The organism is Streptomyces sp. NPDC006365, from assembly GCF_042870755.1.
Taxonomy (GTDB): Bacteria; Actinomycetota; Actinomycetes; order Streptomycetales; family Streptomycetaceae; genus Streptomyces; species Streptomyces xiangluensis.
In genome coordinates, this window is the sequence record NZ_JBIAHS010000010.1 from 184,999 (window position 1) to 203,462 (window position 18,464).

At 69.7% G+C, this 18,464-nt stretch carries 17 protein-coding genes and 2 pseudogenes; 10 read left to right on the forward strand and 9 right to left on the reverse strand.

Annotation, left to right across the window (positions count from 1 at the left end):
- Nucleotides 1-53 precede the first annotated feature (53 nt).
- The 7 genes and pseudogenes from ACFYO0_RS26805 to ACFYO0_RS26835 all read left to right on the forward strand — a co-directional run.
- Nucleotides 54-1,103: a cupin domain-containing protein gene (locus ACFYO0_RS26805; RefSeq protein ID WP_388680793.1), complete on the forward strand. Its 1,050-nt coding sequence runs from the start codon at nucleotides 54-56 to the stop codon at nucleotides 1,101-1,103.
- Nucleotides 1,100-2,275 (forward strand): FAD-dependent monooxygenase, encoded by a 1,176-nt coding sequence (locus ACFYO0_RS26810; RefSeq protein WP_388680796.1) that lies wholly within the window; start codon nucleotides 1,100-1,102, stop codon nucleotides 2,273-2,275. The genes ACFYO0_RS26805 and ACFYO0_RS26810 overlap by 4 nt, the downstream gene beginning before the upstream one ends.
- Entirely contained in the window at nucleotides 2,272-3,159 is an 888-nt protein-coding gene (locus ACFYO0_RS26815; protein ID WP_388680799.1) for a fumarylacetoacetate hydrolase family protein, read from the forward strand. Before ACFYO0_RS26810 ends, ACFYO0_RS26815 begins: the two co-directional genes overlap by 4 nt.
- Nucleotides 3,156-3,443 (forward strand): hypothetical protein, encoded by a 288-nt coding sequence (locus tag ACFYO0_RS26820; protein ID WP_388680802.1) that lies wholly within the window; start codon nucleotides 3,156-3,158, stop codon nucleotides 3,441-3,443. Before ACFYO0_RS26815 ends, ACFYO0_RS26820 begins: the two co-directional genes overlap by 4 nt.
- 262 nt (nucleotides 3,444-3,705) lie before the next feature.
- Nucleotides 3,706-4,887 carry an MFS transporter gene (locus tag ACFYO0_RS26825; protein WP_388680805.1) on the forward strand — a complete coding sequence of 394 codons (1,182 nt, stop codon included), beginning with the start codon at nucleotides 3,706-3,708 and terminating at the stop codon, nucleotides 4,885-4,887.
- 425 nt (nucleotides 4,888-5,312) lie between these two features.
- Nucleotides 5,313-5,770: pseudogene (locus tag ACFYO0_RS26830) on the forward strand (transposase); the annotation flags it as partial.
- A gap of 198 nt (nucleotides 5,771-5,968) precedes the next feature.
- A pseudogene (locus ACFYO0_RS26835) lies at nucleotides 5,969-6,055 on the forward strand (hypothetical protein); the annotation flags it as partial.
- Between the two features lie 28 nt (nucleotides 6,056-6,083).
- Here the strand turns inward: ACFYO0_RS26835 and ACFYO0_RS26840 are convergent.
- The 9 genes from ACFYO0_RS26840 to ACFYO0_RS26880 are packed head-to-tail and all read right to left on the reverse strand — an operon-like array spanning nucleotide 6,084 to nucleotide 15,534.
- Nucleotides 6,084-6,872, reverse strand: a complete 789-nt coding sequence (locus ACFYO0_RS26840; protein ID WP_388680808.1) for an IclR family transcriptional regulator — start codon at nucleotides 6,870-6,872, stop codon at nucleotides 6,084-6,086.
- Between the two features lie 43 nt (nucleotides 6,873-6,915).
- A complete protein-coding gene (locus tag ACFYO0_RS26845; protein ID WP_388680811.1) occupies nucleotides 6,916-7,758 on the reverse strand; it encodes a fumarylacetoacetate hydrolase family protein in 843 nt (280 codons plus the stop codon).
- The gene (locus ACFYO0_RS26850; protein WP_388680814.1) at nucleotides 7,755-9,437 is read right to left on the reverse strand and encodes an FAD-dependent monooxygenase; all 1,683 of its coding nucleotides are present in this window, start codon (nucleotides 9,435-9,437) and stop codon (nucleotides 7,755-7,757) included. The genes ACFYO0_RS26845 and ACFYO0_RS26850 overlap by 4 nt, the downstream gene beginning before the upstream one ends.
- Nucleotides 9,438-9,478: 41 nt before the next feature.
- Nucleotides 9,479-9,970: a VOC family protein gene (locus ACFYO0_RS26855; RefSeq protein WP_128378984.1), complete on the reverse strand. Its 492-nt coding sequence runs from the start codon at nucleotides 9,968-9,970 to the stop codon at nucleotides 9,479-9,481.
- A gap of 37 nt (nucleotides 9,971-10,007) precedes the next feature.
- Nucleotides 10,008-10,808 carry an SDR family NAD(P)-dependent oxidoreductase gene (locus tag ACFYO0_RS26860; protein WP_388680817.1) on the reverse strand — a complete coding sequence of 267 codons (801 nt, stop codon included), beginning with the start codon at nucleotides 10,806-10,808 and terminating at the stop codon, nucleotides 10,008-10,010.
- Nucleotides 10,805-11,839 (reverse strand): branched-chain amino acid ABC transporter permease, encoded by a 1,035-nt coding sequence (locus ACFYO0_RS26865; RefSeq protein WP_388680820.1) that lies wholly within the window; start codon nucleotides 11,837-11,839, stop codon nucleotides 10,805-10,807. Before ACFYO0_RS26865 ends, ACFYO0_RS26860 begins: the two co-directional genes overlap by 4 nt.
- On the reverse strand, nucleotides 11,836-12,699 hold the full coding sequence (locus tag ACFYO0_RS26870; RefSeq protein WP_388680823.1) for a branched-chain amino acid ABC transporter permease: 864 nt from the start codon (nucleotides 12,697-12,699) through the stop codon (nucleotides 11,836-11,838). Before ACFYO0_RS26870 ends, ACFYO0_RS26865 begins: the two co-directional genes overlap by 4 nt.
- A gap of 34 nt (nucleotides 12,700-12,733) precedes the next feature.
- Entirely contained in the window at nucleotides 12,734-13,933 is a 1,200-nt protein-coding gene (locus ACFYO0_RS26875; protein ID WP_194039043.1) for an ABC transporter substrate-binding protein, read from the reverse strand.
- On the reverse strand, nucleotides 13,930-15,534 hold the full coding sequence (locus ACFYO0_RS26880; RefSeq protein ID WP_388680827.1) for an ATP-binding cassette domain-containing protein: 1,605 nt from the start codon (nucleotides 15,532-15,534) through the stop codon (nucleotides 13,930-13,932). The genes ACFYO0_RS26875 and ACFYO0_RS26880 overlap by 4 nt, the downstream gene beginning before the upstream one ends.
- Nucleotides 15,535-15,657: 123 nt before the next feature.
- Here ACFYO0_RS26880 and ACFYO0_RS26885 point away from each other — a divergent pair, with 123 nt between their 5' ends.
- The 3 genes from ACFYO0_RS26885 to ACFYO0_RS26895 are packed head-to-tail and all read left to right on the forward strand — an operon-like array spanning nucleotide 15,658 to nucleotide 18,454.
- The gene (locus ACFYO0_RS26885) at nucleotides 15,658-16,443 is read left to right on the forward strand and encodes an SDR family NAD(P)-dependent oxidoreductase (protein ID WP_388680830.1); all 786 of its coding nucleotides are present in this window, start codon (nucleotides 15,658-15,660) and stop codon (nucleotides 16,441-16,443) included.
- Between the two features lie 25 nt (nucleotides 16,444-16,468).
- Nucleotides 16,469-17,074 carry a hypothetical protein gene (locus tag ACFYO0_RS26890; RefSeq protein WP_388680833.1) on the forward strand — a complete coding sequence of 202 codons (606 nt, stop codon included), beginning with the start codon at nucleotides 16,469-16,471 and terminating at the stop codon, nucleotides 17,072-17,074.
- A gap of 48 nt (nucleotides 17,075-17,122) precedes the next feature.
- On the forward strand, nucleotides 17,123-18,454 hold the full coding sequence (locus ACFYO0_RS26895) for a PucR family transcriptional regulator (protein ID WP_388680836.1): 1,332 nt from the start codon (nucleotides 17,123-17,125) through the stop codon (nucleotides 18,452-18,454).
- Nucleotides 18,455-18,464 lie beyond the last annotated feature (10 nt).

The window sequence follows — 18,464 nt, forward strand, 5'->3', positions numbered from 1 at the left end:
GACCATTCACAGCAAGCTAATACTACGTGTACGGAAGATTAGCGAGGTGAACGATGACCACTTCCCGGTTCAGGTCAGACGAGCCGGCACTCGACGCCTTCTACACTGAGCTATCTGACAAGCAACTTCAGCCACTCTGGGAACTACACGGACTACTCACTCCGACGCCCCGCGTGCGGGCGATCCCCTATCGTTGGTGTGCGGATGACCTTACTAAGCTCGGCCGCCGGGCCGGTGATCTGGTCCCGATCGACCGGGGCGGCGACCGGCGGGTGCTGGCGATGGCCAACCCAGGCTTGGGCGGCGCGCCGTTCATCTCGTCGACGCTATGGGCGGCGGTTCAGTACCTTCAGCCCCACGAGTCGGCACCCGCGCACCGGCACACACCGGCCGCGCTACGGTTCGTCCTCGACGGGGAGGGCGTGTACACCCTCGTGAACGGCGACCCGATCGCGATGGCCCGCGGAGATCTCGTCCTGACACCGTCATGGACCTTCCACGAACACCACAACCCCGGCGACATGCCGATGATGTGGCTGGACGTGCTCGACCTTCCGGTGGTCGCGGCGCTCGACGCGGTCTTCTTCGAACCGGGCGGCGACTCCGAAGCGGACTGGACCGACATCCCCCGTTCGACCGCCGAGCGCCGCTGGGGTGCCGGAGCCGGTCTCTCCCCCGCCGGAACACCCGATCTGCCCCCGCACTCCCCCCTGTTGGTCTACCGCTGGCAGGACACCGATGCAGCGTTGGACGACCTGCTGGAGGTCGAGGACACAAACGACGTCACCGTTCGGTTCCAGGATCCCTCCCGCGACCGCGACGTCATGCCAACGATGCGCTGTGAGATGCGGCGGGTGAATCCGGGCACGACGACGCGCCGGGAACGCCAGACCGGAACCCGCGTGACGGCGGTGCTCGACGGGTCCGGCACGGTCGTGCTCGGCGGCGAGTCGTTCGATCTGTCTCCCGGTGACGTGTTCGTCGTGCCGTCCTGGTGCACCCACCAACTGCACGCGCGTACCCGCCTGGACCTGTTCACCACCAGCGACAGCCCGGTACTGGAAGCCCTGCACCTGCACCGGTCCGAGGAGGTGGACTCATGAGCGGGCACGACACACTGGTCGTCGGCGGCGGCATCGGGGGGCTCGCGGCGGCACTGGCCCTGGCCCGCGCCGGCCGTCGGACGGTGCTGACGGAACAGGCCCCGCAGTTCGCCGAGATCGGTGCCGGACTCCAGCTGGGGCCGAACGCGATGCGGGCCTTCGACCGGCTCGGCGTGCTCGGGCCGGTTCTCGAAACCGCCGTACTGCCCGCCCGCGCCGTGATCCGCGACGCCGTCACGGGCGATGAGCTCACCGTGCTCGACCTCGGGCACCCGTTCCGTGCCCGGTACGGCTACCCGTACGTCGTCGCGCACCGCCACGACGTGCTGTCCGTCCTGCTCGACGCCTGCCGGGCCGAACCCGGCATCGAGCTGCGGACCGGCCGCACCGCCGTCAGCGTGCGTGAACGGGACGAGCACGCCGACGTCACCTTCTCCGACGGCGAGGTGCTGACCACACAGCTCCTGGTCGGGGCGGACGGCCTCCGGTCCCAGGTGCGGCGCCTCATCGACACGAGCCCACCCCGGTTCAGCGGTCATGTCGCCTACCGGGGCGCGAGCGACCGGTCAGAACTCGGCAGGGGCCTGGCGCCCGACGACGTGACACTCTGGATCGGCCCAGGTATCCACCTGATGCAGTACCCCGTGCGGCGCGGCGAGCTGTACAACCAGGTCGCCGTCTACGAGCGCCCCGCAGGTGCGCGGGAGCCGCGTGGCGATGCGGAGGAGTTCCGCGCCGCCTTCGCCATCGCGCACCCGAGTGTCCGCGAGTATGTCGCGCTTCTCGATCCCCACCGGGACTGGCCTGTGTACGACCGGGACCCGCTGCCGACCTGGACGACGGCACACACGGCGCTGCTCGGCGACGCCGCACACGCCATGCTCCAGTACCTCGGGCAGGGCGCGTGCCAGGCCCTGGAGGACGCGGTCGCGCTGGGCGACGCCGTCTCGGGCCATCGACACTCCCAGGACCGTGCGCTGAAGCAGTACGAGGAACGGCGTATCGCCCGAGCCTCCCGCTGCCAGACCGTGGCCCGGCCGTGGGGCAACCTCTGGCACACCCAGGACCCGACACTGCTCGCCCTGCGCAACCGCGTGTTCCGGTTGCGCCGGCCCGACGACTACTCCGATCTCGACTGGCTCTACACCGCTTCCTCTGAGGACACCGCATGAAACTGCTCAGCTTCATCAGGCCGGACGGCATCGCCACCGCCGGACGGCTCGACGACGACCGCGTCGTGGACCTCGGCAGGCCGTTGCGGACGCTGCTCGGCGATCCCATACCGGAAGGAACGCCGCGTGGTGCGGACGTTTTCCACCTCGAAGAGGTCACTCTCCAGCCGGTCGTTCCCGAGCCGTCGAAAATCATCGCTGCGCCGGTCAACTACCGCGACCACCAGGCCGAGATGAACGAGGCCTACCACATCGACGCTCTCGGCATCTTCCTCAAGGCCCCGTCGTCGGTCCTCGCCCACCAGGGCACAATCCGACTGCCGTACACCGACCGGCGCTTCGACCAGGAGGGCGAGCTCGCACTCGTCATCGGCCGACCCGGACGCGACATCACCGTAGCCGACGCCCTGAAGCACGTCGCCGGATACACCTGCCTGCTCGACATCACCATGCGCGGCGGCGAGGACCGCTCCACCCGCAAGTCCTTCGACACCTTCACCCCGGTCGGACCCTACCTGGTCACCCCGGACGAGGTCGGCCCGTTGGAGTCACTGACCCTGCGCACCTGGGTCGGCGACGAACTGCGGCAGGACGCCGACATCAAGGACCTCATCTGGAGCGTTCCCCGGCTGATCGCCTACGCGTCCTCGGTCATGACCCTCCGCACGGGCGACATCATCACCACCGGGACCCCGGCCGGCGTCGGCACCATCACCGAGGTCGACCGCATCACGGTCGATATCGGCCACGTCGGCCGCCTCGAAGCCACGGTGAGCACGCAAGGCGCCGTCCCCTGCCCCACCAAGGGCGCACACCGCGGCCCCGTACCACCGAAGACGGTGACGCCTGTTCGTGTCACACCAGCCACCCCGAAATCCCTATGACCGACGACCGCGGCGAACTGCTCATCGGCGGCGTGTGGGCGGCGGCCAACAGTGACAACATGACCACCGTCCGGTCCGCCGACACGCAGCAGGTGATCGGTGCGCTTTCCAAGGCCACGACAGGACTGCTCCGGACACCGGATGCGCCCCGACCGCAGACCGGCACCCTGACGGCGGACATCGCCCGCCTCAGGCGGACCGCACGCTGCGCTCCCCACACGCGGCCGAGCAACGGGATGCACGCGTCACCATCGCTGCCTACGCCAACCACATCCAGACGCTGAGCCTGCGGAACGCCGAGCTCGAAGCGGAAAACGCCACCCTGCGCGAAGCTCTCCGCCAGGGCGGCACCGTTGCTTCCCTCCCTGTGACGCGTTGAATGCTGTCCGCCGGAAGGACTGCCGCGCCGCCTCTCCGGCAGGGACAGTCCTACTGGGACGCCGCGATGATGGACTCGATCTACGACACGAACGTGGAGCTTGCGTGCCCGGTTTCACCTCCCCACCCTTTCCCACCGACGGATTCGCCGTCCGAACAACCGAGCCCGTGCCCGAATCCGGGGGCGGTCTGCGCTTGACGCTCCTGATGAGCGGGAGTTGTCTGCCGGTCATGGCCGGGGTGCTGCTCGCTCCTTTGCTGCCGGAGTTGCAGGAGCTGTTCAGGACGGTGCCGGACGCGGACGCACTGGTCCCGTTGATCCTGACGGTCCCCGCCCTCACGCTCGCCCTGGTCGCCCCCTTCGCCGGTGTCCTGCTCGACCGCCTGGGACGCAGGGTTCCGCTGGTCGTCGCGACCGTCCTGTACGCGCTGTTCGGCACCGCTCCGCTGTGGCTGAACTCGCTCGGCGCCATCGTGGCCAGCCGTGCCCTCCTCGGTGTCGCCGAGGCCTTCATCATGACCTCCTGCACGACACTGATCGGCGACTACTACGCGGGCCGGGCACGCGACCGCTACCTGGCCCTGCAGACGGTGTGCGCCACCATTTCCGCCACCGCGTTCCTCATACTCGGCGGCGCGATGGGCGCCTCGGACTGGCGCGCCCCCTTCCAGCTCTACGCCGTCGGGCTGCTCCTCGCCCCCGCGATGGCCGCTTTCCTGTCCAAGCCCGGGCCGGGCGCCCCCATGGACGAGGCGCTCACCGTCGGGCATCGGCCCTCCTCGGCCGGCCGGCTGGCCGGCATCTGCCTGCTCTCGGTGTTCGGTGGCATCGTCTTCTACGCCGTCCCGGTCGAAACGGCCTACCTGATGAACGGCCTGGGCATACAGTCCAGCGCCCTCATCGGCATGGTCACCGCAATCGCCAGCACCGCCACAGTCATCGGCTCCGTCATCTTCGCCTCGACAATCGGCCGGCCAGAGCGCAGACTGGCCGCGATCTTCACCCTGTGCGCAGCAGGGTTCGTGCTGATCAGCCTCGCCCACAACGTGGCGATTCTGATCTTCGGCACCTTCCTGAACTGCATCGGCACCGGCTTTCTGCTGCCCACACTGCTCACCTGGGCCACGTCAAAGCTGGAATACCGCAACCGCGGCCGGGGCAGCGGACTGTGGATCGGGTCGTTCTTCCTCGGGCAGTTCCTCTGCCCGCTCTCCCTGCTCGCCCTCGAGTCCGTCACCGGCCACCTCACGACGGCCGTCGGCGCCCTCGGCCTCGCCTCCGCGCTCGTGGCGGCCGGACTGCTGCCCCTCCTCCGTAAAACGAGCCCGCAGGAGGTCGTGCAAGCGTGAGCCGGGCCGGGCCATCCGCCTCCCGGCTCAGCACCGCGCGGCACATTGTCGTACCAGTCCGGCACCGGCTGCCAGCGGGACTGTCTCCCCCACGACCTGCTGCGATGGCAGGTTCGCGAGATGAGAGGGCGGACGCCGGCCCCAGCCTAGTGGTGCTGGACACCCAAGAGCAGGAGCGGAAGATCGCGGCCGAGGCCGGGGCGGCCCGAGAGCGCATCGCGGAGCTGACTGAGCTGCTGGACGAATCCGACAAGGCCGCCGAGGAAATCCGGATCACTAGCAAGACGCTGCTGGAACCGTCCGCTCCGACTTCGCCCGCGCCGCCAACTGCGAAGCTGCCGGACCGTCCGGCCTACCAGCAGATCATGGCGGACTTCGCTGCCCCCGCTGCGGGCGCGGGCGGTGTGCCAGGCGATGGACGTCGCCTTTGGCTGTGGTCGTCGGCCAAAATGGCGAGGACGTCAACGTGCGCTGGCAGTCGTTCCTGCGCAGGTTCGACATCGAGCACCACCTTCAGGCTGATGGAGCAGACCCTCGGCTGGACCCGGCTCAAGCTCCGCACCCCCGAGGCCGGAGACCGCTGGACGTGGCCGATCATCGCCGCCCACACCCAGCTCCGGCTCACCCGCGAAGCCGCAGCGGACCTCCGCCGCACCTGGCAGAAGCCGGCCGAGCCCGCACGACTCACCCCAGCCCGCGTCCGCCGGGGGTTTCGGAACATCCGCCCGCACCTGCTCGGTCCGGCCCATGCGCCGAAACCCTCAACTCCCGGCCCTGAAGGCCACTTGGTTCCAGGAACAGTCGCCCCGCGACTCGCTATGACGTCGGGAAAACGACCAGGCGTCCCGGGAGCATCATCGAGCGCGACAGCCTCAGAGGTTAAAAGACAAGCTCAGGAACGGGTTCCGGCAAGGGCGTGGCCGCTGGCGAACCTGCAGCTGTCCGGATCGTAGCGGCTGAATGATCGACGAGATGCCGCACGTGCCCTTTGGCGCCCGCAGTTTCCGCCGCCCGCGACCAGGGCACCCCGATCGACGAGGTCGACCGCGAGGGCCCGGTGTGACCGGTTGACGACCACTACACCCGCCTGTCTGGTACGTCGATGGCGGCACCCGCCGTCGTCGCCGCCCTGGTCACGCAGGCCCACCCCGACTGGACGCTCCGGTAAGTGGCCGTCGGCGCCGACCGATGCGGCCTCAGGCAGCGGCCAAGGCCAGGCGCTCGCTGATTTCCCCCGCTGTGGTCAGCAGCTTCTGGGCGACCTCGGCCTCCGCCTCGGGGTAGAGGCGGGAAGCCAAGGCCGCCACGCTCACCGCCGCCACGACCTGTCCGCCTTGACTCCGGATCGGCGCGGAGATACCCACGACGTCGAGGTCGAGTTCGCCGCGGGTGACGGAGTAGCCGAGTCTGCGTATGCGGCCCATACGTTCGATCAACGCATCGACATCGGTGAGGGTGGATGGAGTGAAACGGCGTAGCTCGGCAGCCCCCAACAGCCGGCGAGCCTCGTCCTCGGGGCTCCAGGCCAGCAGAACGAGAGCCGCAGCTCCGGCGTTGAGGGGGAGGGTGCTGCCGCGTTCGTAGGAGATGCGGACCGCGCGGGACTCGCTCTCCGCGCGGTCGACGCAGACGACGAGGTCGCCGGCGCGGCGGGTGAGCAGAACGGTCTCCTGCACCTCGGCCGCGAGTGCCTCCATCAAGGGCAGGGCGACCTCGGAGAGGCCGTAGCTGCGGCGGGCCAGCCGGGCGATCTCCAGGACCCGCAGGCCGAGCCGGAAGCCGCCGCCGGGCGCCTCTTCGAGGAAACGCCCGGCGACCAGGCTCTGGAGGTAGCGGTACGCGGTGGAGCGGGCCACACCCAGCCGCTCCGCCACGACCGTTCCGGAGACGACGAGTTGGTCGTCGTCGAACATGGTCAGGATGTCGAGGGCCCGATCGGCCGTGGAGTTACGCTCGCGGTAGCTGGGGGACACTGTTCCTGACATGCCGGACACTCTAGCGGCTGGGGGCGGGTCGGTGGGGGGCATGTCACCGATGGTCCTTGACGACGGTGTTGCGCAGTTCCCCGATGCCCTCGATGGTCGTCACGAGTTCCTGCCCGGGGCGCAGGAACACCTTGGGGTCCCGGCCCGCGCCCACGCCGCCGGGGGTGCCGGTGAGGATGAGGTCGCCGGGCAGCAGCGTGATGATGGTGCTGACGTAGGCGATGACGTCGGCGACGTCGAAGAGCAGGTCTGCGGTGTTGGACTTCTGCATGGTCTGGCCGTCGACGGCGCACTCGATGGCCAGCCCGGAGGCGCCGGAGGGGAGTTCGTCCGGCGTGACGAGGACGGGCCCTACCGGAGTGGTGCCCTCGAAGGTCTTGCCGGCGAGGAACTCCCTGGTGCGGTGCTGCCAGTCCCGGACCGTGACGTCGTTGGCGACCGTGTACCCGGCGACGTGCTCCAGTGCTTCCTCGCGCGACAGAGGGCGGCCTGCCAGGCCGATGACGACGCCGAGTTCGGCCTCCCAGTCGAGGTCGTCGCTGACCGGTGGCATGTGAACGTCGTCCCGGGCGCCGATCAGGGAGCCGTCGTACTTGGCGAAGAGGGTGGGGTGCGCCGGGGTCGGGCGACCCATCTCCTTGATATGGGTGGCGTAGTTCAGTCCCAGGCAGGCGATCTTGTTCGGGTGCGGGACTATCGGAGCGAGGGAGACCCTGTCCTGCGGGATCCGGTCCCCGTCCCTGGCGGCTCGTTCTCGCCAGTCGGCTCCGGAGGCGAGCAGCGTGCCGACGTCGGTGTACGGAAGCAGGACGAAATCGTCGCCGTCCTGACGAGCGGCGGTCGTGGTGCGGTACCCGTCGTGGAGACGGACCGTGCTGAGCCTCATCGGCGTACTCCTTGGAATGGCGGTCTCTCGGGGGTGGCTGGGCGGGAGGCGCGGGCGCCGGTAGAACGCCGTAGCTCCACCTCGACATGGCCCGCCTGGTCGGGAGGGAAGACGGCGGCCACCACCCGGTCGGGACGTACGAGTACGAAGTGCCCGGCCAGGTCCTGAAGAAAGGACCGGGGGCCACCGTCGGCATCCGTGATCGCGGGCCGCTCGGTGGCGCGGTCGAGTGCCAGGTCACCGATGACCACATCAACCTCGGTGCCAGGCGGGAGGCCGACTTCTCCGACCGAGGTCCAGTCGGCCTCGGTGAGGCCCACGCCCAGGAGACTCCAGCCAGTGCCGAGGACATCGTCGAGGAGGACGAGTCGGTAGCTGGGACCGAGCAGTACGCGCGGCTGCGAAAGCACCGTGCCGACGAGCGGGTGAACTCGTTTGCCCGGCCGGACGACGGCTCCGCTCCGTGCCCGGGTGTCCGGACGGTAGCGCATCTCGGTGAGGTAGCGGCGTCCAGGGCCGGTCAGCAGTGCGGCGCGCACCAACAGATCCCGCAAGTGTGCACGCGGGCGGCTGGTGGTCATGACGGTCCGGCCGAGCCGGACGGACAGGTCGATCACCGCTTGGGCGTGCGGTCGGCGTTCCACGTCATAGGTGTCGAGGAGGGCGTCGTCAGCCCGCTCATTCAGAACCTCCGTCAGCTTCCAGCACAGATTGGCAGCGTCCCGGATGCCGGAGTTGAGGCCCTGTCCGGCGAACGGCGGCATCATGTGCGCGGCGTCGCCCAGCAGGAAGCAACGACCCACCCGCAGTCGCTCGGCGAGCAGCGCGTGGAAGCTGTAGGCGACGGCCCGCTCCATCTGCCTCGGAGTGATCTCCCGAAAGGGCTGGAGGAGCCGACGCACGATATCGAACGGCGGCTCCTGACCGGCCGCACTCTCGCCCGGCCGCAGCAGGAACTCGTAGCGGCAGCGGCCGTCGCGACCGGGCACGATCACCGTGGGGCGAGAGGGGTCACCGATGTGCATGCCGTATCGCTCGCGGTGCGGGTCATCCAGGGTGTCCAGCACGAGCCACACCTCGTCGGGGAAGCTGCGCCCCCGCATGGGAACGGACAACAGCCGGCGCACTGTGCTGCGTCCACCGTCACACCCGAGTACGTAGGAGACCTCCAGGTCCTCGGCGGCACCGCCGGTGCTGAGCGAGACGCGGACATGGGTGGCGTGCTGTGCCAGCCCCACCAGCCGGGTGCCGAAGCGTGCCTCGACGTGCGGGTGACGGGCCAGTTCTGCCTGGAGCACCCGCTCCAGGTCCGGCTGGGCGAACGGGTTCTTGAAGGGGTGGCCGAAGCGCCGATCACCGCTGCCTCGGGCGTGCACCAGCGGGCGGCCGCCCACGCCGAAGTACCTCGTGCCGGTACCGGGCACGATGATCGGGTACACCGCGGCGGACAGGCCCGCGGACTGCAGGGTGCGCAGCGACTCGTCGTCCAGGCTGATCGCCTTGGCCGCGTCGCTGGTGGTGGTGTTGCGCTCGACCAACAGGACCCGTACACCCAGCGAGCCGAGCAGGTGGGCCGCGGTCAGGCCGACGGGGCCCGCACCGACGATCAGCACGGCGGGGTCGGCGGTGGTCTGCGCCTGACCCGGTGGAGGGCTGGTTCCCGATGTCGATTCACTCATCAAGTGGGCTCCGTTGTGGTCGTCGGGACGGGGCGGCGAACTCACTGGACGGGCTGATAAGCGGGCCCTCCTTCGGTCAGCAGCCGCTCGGACTCCGCGAGGATCTCCTCGGGTGGCAGGTCGAGGTCGATCGTTTTACGGAAGGGCTGGCGCACGTCCCGCTCCAGCCGCAGGTAGACCTCGTTGCGGTTGCCCTCCGGATCGAAGAAGTAGATCCCGATCGCGTTGCCGTGGGTGACCTCCTGCTGGACCTCGATGCCCTCGGCACGAAAGCGGTGGTGGAAGTCGATGACCGACTCCAGGGAGTCGACTCGCCAGGAGACCTGGTGCGTGAGTTTCGCTCCGTCGGGTGCCGTGCGACCGCGCTGGAGCACGAACTCGTGATGCTCCTCGTCGGGGCGGGCGGACAGGAAGACGATCCCCCGTTCCTCGTCCTCGTCGGTGACGGTCAACCCCATCACGCGGCTGTAGAAGTCGCGCATCAGCTCCAGGTCGTACACCCAGAAACCGGTGTGCCCGAGGCCAGTGATCATGCTCGGCATCTCCCTTTCAGGACTGGCTTGTCTGTTGTCAGGACAGGTTCTGGTCGAGTGGTGACAGGCTCAGGTCCACCGCGGAGACACCGCAGTCCGCCATGAGCACGGCGCCGGTGACGACCGCCGAGCGCGGCCCGGCGAGGAACGCGATGACCTCGGCGATCTCCGACGGCTCCGCTGCACGGCGCAGCGGCACCAGCGATCCGGCACGTCGGTAGGCGGTATCCCGGTCCTGGCCGGACCGGGAGCCGATCTCGTCCATCACGCGGTCGAGCATCGGGGTGCGCACGGCACCGGGACAGATCACGTTCGCGCGGACCCCGAGGGGTCCGAAGTCGGCGGCCAACGACCGAGTGAGTCCGATGAGGGCGTGTTTGGAGGTGGTGTACGCGGCGGCGGCGGGCACGGCGAGCGTCCCCGCGAGCGAGGACACGAGCACCACGGCACCGCCGGTGTCGATCAGCGCGGGCAGCGCGATGCGGGTCGTCACGTAGGCGGTGTCCAGGTTGGCCCGCAGCGTGTCCTGCCAGCCGGGCTCCGAGTCCAGGACTGTGCCGAAGGTACCGAGGCCGGCGCAGCACACCACGGCGTCGAGTCGCCCCCCGTCCAGGAGCGCGGTGTCGACCGCGCGCCGTACGTCGTTCTCGTCGGCGGCGTCGCCCGGAACGGCTGTCGTCCGGGGCAGACCGGCGACCTTCTTGAGACCCGGATCGTCCGGCCCCAAGGCGACCACGGTGGCGCCGCGCTCGGTCAGCAGCTGCGCGGTGGCGTACCCGATACCGCCGCCGCCCCCGGTGATCAAGACGGTCCGACCGGTGAACTCCCCGGTACTCATGCGAGGTCCACGGCGAGAGGCTCGGTCCCCGAAGGGACGGTTTCTTCCTCGTCACCGCGGTCGGCCGTCGGCCGACCGCTCGGGGAGCGTCGGCCGAGCAGGCGTCGGGCCGCCCTGCACAACATCGGCCACACGCCCTGCGGGGCGAAACGAACGATGAGGATCAGCAGGACGCCCTCGATCACCAGGGAAAGCGTCTGCTCATTCTGCAGTTCGCGGGTGAGGCCGTAATAGACGACAGTCACGCCCAGGAGCGGGCCCAGCACGGTGCCGGTTCCGCCGACCACAGCCATCAGCACGGCGTTGAGGCTCCAGGCCACGCCGGCCACACCGTCCGGGGAGATGACGACGAACTGGAAGGCGACCACCGCCCCGGCCAGTCCGGTGATCGCGCTGGACGGGAGCAGCGCGGCGAGCTGGTGGCGGCGGACGGCGACACCGAGTCCGGTGGCGGCCGGTTCGTTGTCGCGGATCGCGGCCAGCCGGAGCCCGAAGTCGCTGTGCCGCGCGTGCAGGGCGAGGGCCATGGCCAGCGCCGCGACGATCACGGCGAGTTGGAACAGGTTGCCGCCGCTGGGCACGGAGTCGACGGGCAGGGTGACACCACTGGCACCGCCCGCCCAGTCCCAGTTGCGGATCAGTGCCTGGAGAGCGATGGCGATGGCCAGGGTGCCGATGGCGAAGTAGTCGCCGCGCAGGCGCAGCAGCGCGGCCGACAGCAGAAGGGCGAGCAGCATGGCGGCGACCGGCGCCGCCACTACGGCCAGGGGCCAGCTCAGGCCGGTGTGGACGAGCAGCAGCGCGGCTGCGTAGCCGCCGGTCGCGACGAAGGCCGCGGCGCCCAGCGAGACCAGGCCGCCGAAGCCTGCGAGTACGTTCCACGCCTGGGCGATGGCCAGGTAGCACAGCAGGGTGACGCCGAGGTCGAGGGCCCCGTGGTCGAGTACGCCTCCGAGCGCGAAGCAGACCAGGGTGGCGAGAAGCAGGGCGAGCGCGGGCCACCAGCGCCGCAGGGTGGGCGTGGGTGTCATGCGGCATGTGCCTTTCGGAACAGGCCCTGCGGACGAACCGCGAGGACGAGGAAGAAGGCCAGGTAGACGACCACGTCACGCCAGCCGCCGCCGAAGAGGCTGACGCTGACGGACTGGAGAACGCCCAGCGCCACGCCCGCCGCCATTACGCCGCCCACGCTGCCGATGCCCGCGAGGGCCATCACGGCGAAGCCGGTGAGCAGCAGCGGCAGGCCGCTGCTGGGGGTGAAGCTCTGCGCGACGCCGGTGAGCACTCCGCCGGCCGCGGCGAGCGCCGCCGCACCGGCGAAGGTCATGGCGTAGACGCGGTTGACGTCGATTCCGAGTACCGCCGCGGTGCCGGGATCGGCTGAGGCCGCCCGCACCGCGCTGCCGGCCCGTGTCCTGGTGAGCACCAGGTGGGTCGCGGCGCACAGCACGACGGCGAGCCCGAAGGCGATGACGTAGACGGTCTGGACCCGTACGCCGAGCACGGACAGGCCGGTGTCGGCGTAGGAGGCGGGCAGCGCCTTGGGGTGGGTGCCGAAGGCGGCCTGGAAGAGCGCCTGCCCGAGAAGTGCGAGGCCGAAGGTGGCCACCAGCGGGGCGCTCCTGCTGTCCCTGAGCAGGGGCGTGAGCAGATAGCGCTGCAGCGGGTAGGCGATCAGCGCCATGGCGGCCATGGCCAGCGGCAGCGCGGCGAGCGGATCCCAGCCGGCGTCGACCACGAGCAGCGAGGCCAGGTAGGCGCCGCCGATGACGAGTTCGCCATGGGCGAGGTTCATCAGTCCGAGCACCCCGAAGACCAGGGAGATCCCCAGGCCGATCAGGGCGTACAGACCGCCGGCCAGAATGCCGGCGGCCAGCACGTCCAGGCTCATGTCTCGACTCCCTTCTGACGTTTCGGCGGACGGTTCAGCTCAGGCCGGAGAGGGACTTCAGGGGGACGGCACCCTTGGCCGGCCAGACCTGCTGGATCTTGCCGTTCTCCCACTGCCCGATGAAGGACGGGGTGGTGCTCTTGTTGTCCTTGAACTTCACGGGGCCCAGAGCGGACGACATGTCGGTGGTGGCGAGGGCCTTGTTGATGGCGGCGGGGGTGGCGTCGCCGGACCGGGAGATGGCGCTCATCAGGAGTTCGGCCTCGTGGTAGCCGAGCGCGACCGAGCCCAGATCGTTGAGGGCGGGGTACTTCGCGGCGAACTTGTCGACGATCATCCGGGTGTCCGGCAGTCCCGCGGAGTCCGTCCAGTTCAGCTGGACGAGGGTGCCGTCGCCCAGCGGGCCCAGGGAACTCCAGCCAGGGGTCTGGGCGCACTGCAGGCCGATGGCGAGCTTCGGCTTGTACGCCAGCGCCTTCATCTGCTTCCACATGGCGAAGCAGTCCGGTGGTGTCATGTTCACGATGAGTATCTGAGCACCGGTGGACTTGCCGGACTGGATGACGTCGGAGAAATCCGTGGTGCCGCCCGGCACCGCCTTGCTGGAGGCGACGGTGAAACCGGCCTTCTTGCCCAGCCCGCCCCACAGCTGCCCGGTGGCCTTGCCCTGGGCGTCATTGGTGTTGACCATGAGGATCTTCTTGTTGGTGGACGCTGTGGCGGCGAGTTCGTAGAACTTGTCGGCGCCGTCAGCCAGGGACTGGAAGGAGTCCCAGGCATAGCCGTTGCCCGCGGGCAGCAGTTCCACCGGAAGGGCACCCATGATCAGGGGGGTCTTCAGCGCGTCGGCCTGACCCTGCATGTCGATGTTCTGCTGACAGCAGGAGCCCAGCAGGGCGACGGCGTGGTCGCTGAGCACCAGGGAGCGGACCTGCTGCACCATCGTGTTGGTGTCGCTCCGGTTGTCCAGCACGACCAGCTTGATCTTGCGCTTGACCCCGCCCACCTCGACTCCACCGGCCGCGTTCACCTTGTCGACGGCGAGCTGGTAGCCGTCCTTGATCGAGGTCAGCACCGTGGCGCCGGACAGGGAGATGCTGGTGCCGATCACGATGGGGCCGCTGCTGCTCGCGCTGCTCGCGCTCGATGTGTCGTTGCCGGCGCAGCCGGCGACGAGCAACGCGGCGCAGGCGGTGGCGCAGGCCAGGCGCAGGGACGGTCTGACTGTTCTCATGAGGGTTCTCCAGTGGTGCGTGCGGGCGAGCCGGAGTGCGAAGCTCCGATGGAGACAGGGGCATCCGTGGTGTCGGTGCCGAAGTAGGCGGCGTCCAGGTCCGCGTCGTCCAGCAGGCCGGCCGATCCGCCCTGGTAGGAGACGCGTCCCCGGGAGAGCACGACCGCGTGGTCGCAGATGCCCAGGGCACGCTTGACGTTCTGCTCGACGAGCAGGATCGCCACGCCCTGGGCGTTGATCTCGGCGAGTGCCCGGTACAACGCGTCGATGGCGACCGGGGCCAGGCCCAGCGAGATCTCGTCACAGATCAGCACGGACGGATCCGCCATGAGGGCGCGTCCCACGGCGAGCATCTGCTGTTGCCCGCCGGACATCGTGCCCGCGCGCTGCCCCGCGCGTTCGGCGAGCACCGGGAACACGGTATGCACCCGCTCCATCCGGCCTTGCACCTCGCCCCCGGCCAGCGAGAGCGGGGCGCCGAGTCGCAGGTTCTCGGCGACGGTCAGATCGCCGAAGACGCGGCGGCCCTCCTGGCAGTACGCGATGCCCAGGCGGGCCCGCTCGTGCACCGGCAGGCGGGTGATGTCCCGGCCGAACGCCGTGATGCGGCCGGTACGGGTGGCAACGGTGCCCATGAGGGTGCCGCAGAGCGTGGACTTCCCCGCGCCGTTCGCCCCGAGCACGGTGACGATCTGTCCGCGCCCCAGGCGCAGTGAGAAGTCCCGTAGGGCCACCATGTCGCCGTATCCGGAGGTGACTCCGTCCAGGACCAGCACGTCGTCGGTGCCGCGCTGAGAGACAGTGACCGCGGCGTCCTGCTCTACACTCCGCGCGTCCTGACTATCGACTTGAGAACGGGCGGTAGGGCTGCCGCCCGGTGCAGAGCTGTCGCCGAGGTAGACCGCGCGCACCTGCTCGTCGACAGCAATCTGCGCCGGAGTGCCGTGCGCTATCGGACGCCCCCAGTTGAGCACCAGAACGCGGTCGACGATCTCGCGGACGACCCGTTCGATGTGCTCTACAAGGATCACGGTGGTGCCTCGCTCATGGACCTGGCGAATCAGGTCGATCGCCTCTTCGAGTTCGCGGCCCACCAGCCCCGCGGCCACCTCGTCGAGCATGAGCACCCGCGGCCGGGTGGCCAGCGCCCGTGCGACCTCCAGTCGTTTCAGATCCAGGACGCGCAGCGAGTCCGCGGAACGGGCGGCTTTGGTGTCCAGACGGCACAGGGCCAGCAGGTCAGCGATTTCCGGCCCGCGCATGGGCGGCCCTGCAGCCATGGCCCCGATCCGCACGTTGTCGCGGACGGACAGGCCGTGGAAGGGCCTGGGGACCTGGTGGGCCAGAGCCACGCCCAGTCTGGCGATGCGGTGCGGCGGCAACCGGTCCAGCCGGTGATCTCCGAGATGGATGCTCCCCGAATCCCGCCGGTGCACCCCGGCGATCAGCTTGAGGAGGGTGCTCTTTCCGGCCCCGTTCGGCCCGATGACCGCCACGGCCTCGGCACGGCGCACGGTGAGGTCGACACCTTCGAGCGCCGTCACACCGCCGAAGTTCTTTCCCAGTCCCCGCACGGTCAGGGCGGTGTCCGAAGTACTCACCTTCGCGACTCCTTCGATGTCGTTGACCGACGTGTGGACGCAAGCTACTGTCCCCCCAATCGAAATACCAGTCCTAAATAACAGGACTTTTACGAGACTTCTAAGAGTTGAGGAGCGGCCGATATGTCCTTCGCAGGGCTGACCGGACGCGTGGCGCTGGTGACCGGCGCCGGCAGCGGGATCGGGGCGGCCACCGCGCGGCGCCTCGCCGACGAGGGCTGCTCGGTCGCCCTCGTCGACCGCGACGAGGACGCCGTGTCCGCCGTCGCCGCACAGTGCGGGCCGCAGGCGCTGGCCATCACGGCCGACGTGTCGCAGGAGCCCGACGCCGCGGTCTACCTCCGGGCCGCCGTCGACCACTTCGGCGGTGTCGATCTGTTCCACCTCAACGCGGGGGTCCCCGGCCCCTTCGGATCGTTCGCCGACCTCGACGCGGCGGACTACGACCGGGTCGTCGCGGTCAACCAGCGCGGTGTCTTCCTCGGTCTGCGCGACGCGCTGCGTCACTTCCGTGCCACCGCCCGGCCCGGCGCCGTGGTGGTCACCAGTTCCCTGGCCGGGCTGCGGGCGAGCGCCGCGATCGTGGCGTACACGGCGAGCAAACACGCCGTGATCGGCCTGGCCCGCAGCGCCGCGATCGAGGGAGCCCCGCTCGGGGTACGGGTGAACGTCATCGCACCGGGACTGATCGAGACACCGATGCAGCAGCCCCTCACGGAAGCACTGGGTGGCGAGCCGGCGCTCACCGCACTGCACAAGCACAGCCCTCTCGGGCGCATGGGCACGACCGACGAGGTCGCCGCCCTGGTCGCCTTCCTGCTGAGCGACGAGGCGCCGTACATCACCGGCGCCGTCCACGTCATCGACGGCGGCGTCGACGCCAGCGACCCCATGCAGATCCGCCCCTGAACCACTCGGCTCGAAAGGCACTGGCATGAACGTTTTCGACGTACGCGACATCGTCAAGGAGCCCGACGCGCTCCTCGCGGTCACGGACAACCCGCGGCACAGGGCGATCCTGCTGAACTTCCGCAGGCACGCGCTGCTGGAGGTCTCCGGGCGCTGGCGGGAGATCCTCCAGCCGGACATGATCGTCGACGAGCCCGTCTACCGCATCAACGAGAACGGCACCTCGCTCCATCTACGCGGCACGGCCGATATAGGCGCGTTCTACGCGGGCATCACCGACGCGCGCGCCAACGTCTTCGGGCCGATTACCGACCACGTGGCCGTAGCGGACTGGGGCCTGGCCATCGAGTCCTTCTTCGGCCACCACCTCCCTGGCCGTGTCCTGGCCGAGCAGGGCGAGGACATCGACGACCCGGACGCCTACTATCAACTCACCCACTACATGGCGTCGTTCTGGCCGTACGACGCGGACTGCCGCCTGATCGGCGAGCACATCTACGAGGACACCGGCAGCCGCCGCATCGAGAAGATGGACCCGGCGGACGTCATCACCCCGGAACGGGCACGCGAGCTGCTGGCCCCCTTGTTCGACCGCGCCCCGCTCGGACCCGACCCGGCCGCCCACGGATGACCACCAGGATCTCGCGGGGTGCCGTGGCCAGAGGATGATGGACTGCGGATGAGCGAGGCGAGCGAGGTGGCCGTCATGACGAGCGCGGGTGAGTGGCTGCTGGGATTGCGGCCGGACGGCGACACGGCCGGCCCGGCACCGGCCTCCTCCCCCGCGACCGTCGCCGAGGCCGAAGCCGATCTGGGCCCCGGTCCCGTGGCCTGGGCGGTGGAGACGGCCGCCGGGGCCGCCGAGAAGTGCGTCCGACAGTCTCCCGAGATCGCCGACGGACCGGTGGGGCTGCGGACGGCACGCCGGTCGGTGGAGGCGTGCTGCATCGCGATCCTGCGGGGGCTGCTCCACGACACTCCCCCGGGCCTCATCGCCGTCCCGTCCGAGGCGGTCGACGGCAACCGTGATCTCGTGCACCGGGGCGTATCGCTGGACCGGATCCTGCGGGCCGTGTGGACGTCCCACGTGCACACCTACGAACGTCTGCTCGCCGCTCTGCGGCTCCTCGTCGAAGCCGACCGCCGGCCCGACGAGAGCGAGCGCGTCGCACGCCTGTCCTTCGCCTACGTGGAAGAGCTGACCACGGCGTTCACCACGCAGTACGCGGCGGAGCGGGAGCACTGGGCGGGCAGTCGCACGGCGGCCCGCCGCAAGCTCGTTGAGGACCTGCTCGCGGGCCGACCCGCCGACCCCACCGCGGTGGAGAACACCCTGGGCCTCGACCTCGGCCACCACCATATGGCCGCCATCCTGTGGACAGCCGACGGGGAGGAGGCGCAGGTCTCGTCCGCGCCGCTGCACCGGCTCGCCACCGATCTCGTCGGCGCGTCACAGGCCGTACGCTCCCTCGTCCTGCCTACCGGCACGTCCGAGGTATGGGTATGGCTGAGCTGGCCCCGGCAACCGCCGGCGGATCTCACCGCCTCGATCCGCGAAGGTACGGCGCCGACAGCACGCTGCGCCGGCGGTGTCTACACGGCGCTGGGGCCGCCGGCCAGGGGCAACCAGGGTTTCCGGACCAGCCACCTGGCGGCCCGGGAGACCCAGCGGGTGGCACAGGCACTCGACGACCCGGGCACGTACGCCTACGCCGACATCGCTGTGCTGTCCCTGCTGACCGCCGACGCAGAGCACGCCGAGCGCTATATGCGCGATGTCCTGGGACCGCTGGCCGTCCCCGACCCGAAGGTTGCCGCGATCCGGGAGACGCTGCGTCTGTACCTGGCGCACGGACGGAGCCGCAGCCTGGCTGCCGAGGACCTCTTCGTGGCGCCCACCACCGTGGCCTACCGGGTCAAGCGGGCCGAGGAGCTGATGGGCCGACCCCTGCCGCAGGACCATCTGCCGTTGCTCCTGGCGCTTGAGATCAGCCGGGTCATCACCCCCTGACCGCAGGCCC

Bases quoted from the DNA above. Each gene is read 5' to 3' on its own strand.
- ACFYO0_RS26860 (WP_388680817.1), bottom strand. From the start codon at position 10,808: ATGAGTACCGGGGAGTTCACCGGTCGGACCGTCTTGATCACCGGGGGC.
- ACFYO0_RS26845 (WP_388680811.1), bottom strand. From the start codon at position 7,758: ATGAGGCTCAGCACGGTCCGTCTCCACGACGGGTACCGCACCACGACC.
- ACFYO0_RS26840 (WP_388680808.1), bottom strand. From the start codon at position 6,872: ATGTCAGGAACAGTGTCCCCCAGCTACCGCGAGCGTAACTCCACGGCC.
- ACFYO0_RS26820 (WP_388680802.1), top strand. From the start codon at position 3,156: ATGACCGACGACCGCGGCGAACTGCTCATCGGCGGCGTGTGGGCGGCG.
- ACFYO0_RS26890 (WP_388680833.1), top strand. From the start codon at position 16,469: ATGAACGTTTTCGACGTACGCGACATCGTCAAGGAGCCCGACGCGCTC.
- ACFYO0_RS26885 (WP_388680830.1), top strand. From the start codon at position 15,658: ATGTCCTTCGCAGGGCTGACCGGACGCGTGGCGCTGGTGACCGGCGCC.
- ACFYO0_RS26870 (WP_388680823.1), bottom strand. From the start codon at position 12,699: ATGAGCCTGGACGTGCTGGCCGCCGGCATTCTGGCCGGCGGTCTGTAC.
- ACFYO0_RS26855 (WP_128378984.1), bottom strand. From the start codon at position 9,970: ATGATCACTGGCCTCGGGCACACCGGTTTCTGGGTGTACGACCTGGAG.
- ACFYO0_RS26810 (WP_388680796.1), top strand. From the start codon at position 1,100: ATGAGCGGGCACGACACACTGGTCGTCGGCGGCGGCATCGGGGGGCTC.
- ACFYO0_RS26815 (WP_388680799.1), top strand. From the start codon at position 2,272: ATGAAACTGCTCAGCTTCATCAGGCCGGACGGCATCGCCACCGCCGGA.
- ACFYO0_RS26895 (WP_388680836.1), top strand. From the start codon at position 17,123: ATGAGCGAGGCGAGCGAGGTGGCCGTCATGACGAGCGCGGGTGAGTGG.
- ACFYO0_RS26850 (WP_388680814.1), bottom strand. From the start codon at position 9,437: ATGAGTGAATCGACATCGGGAACCAGCCCTCCACCGGGTCAGGCGCAG.
- ACFYO0_RS26805 (WP_388680793.1), top strand. From the start codon at position 54: ATGACCACTTCCCGGTTCAGGTCAGACGAGCCGGCACTCGACGCCTTC.
- ACFYO0_RS26865 (WP_388680820.1), bottom strand. From the start codon at position 11,839: ATGACACCCACGCCCACCCTGCGGCGCTGGTGGCCCGCGCTCGCCCTG.
- ACFYO0_RS26875 (WP_194039043.1), bottom strand. From the start codon at position 13,933: ATGAGAACAGTCAGACCGTCCCTGCGCCTGGCCTGCGCCACCGCCTGC.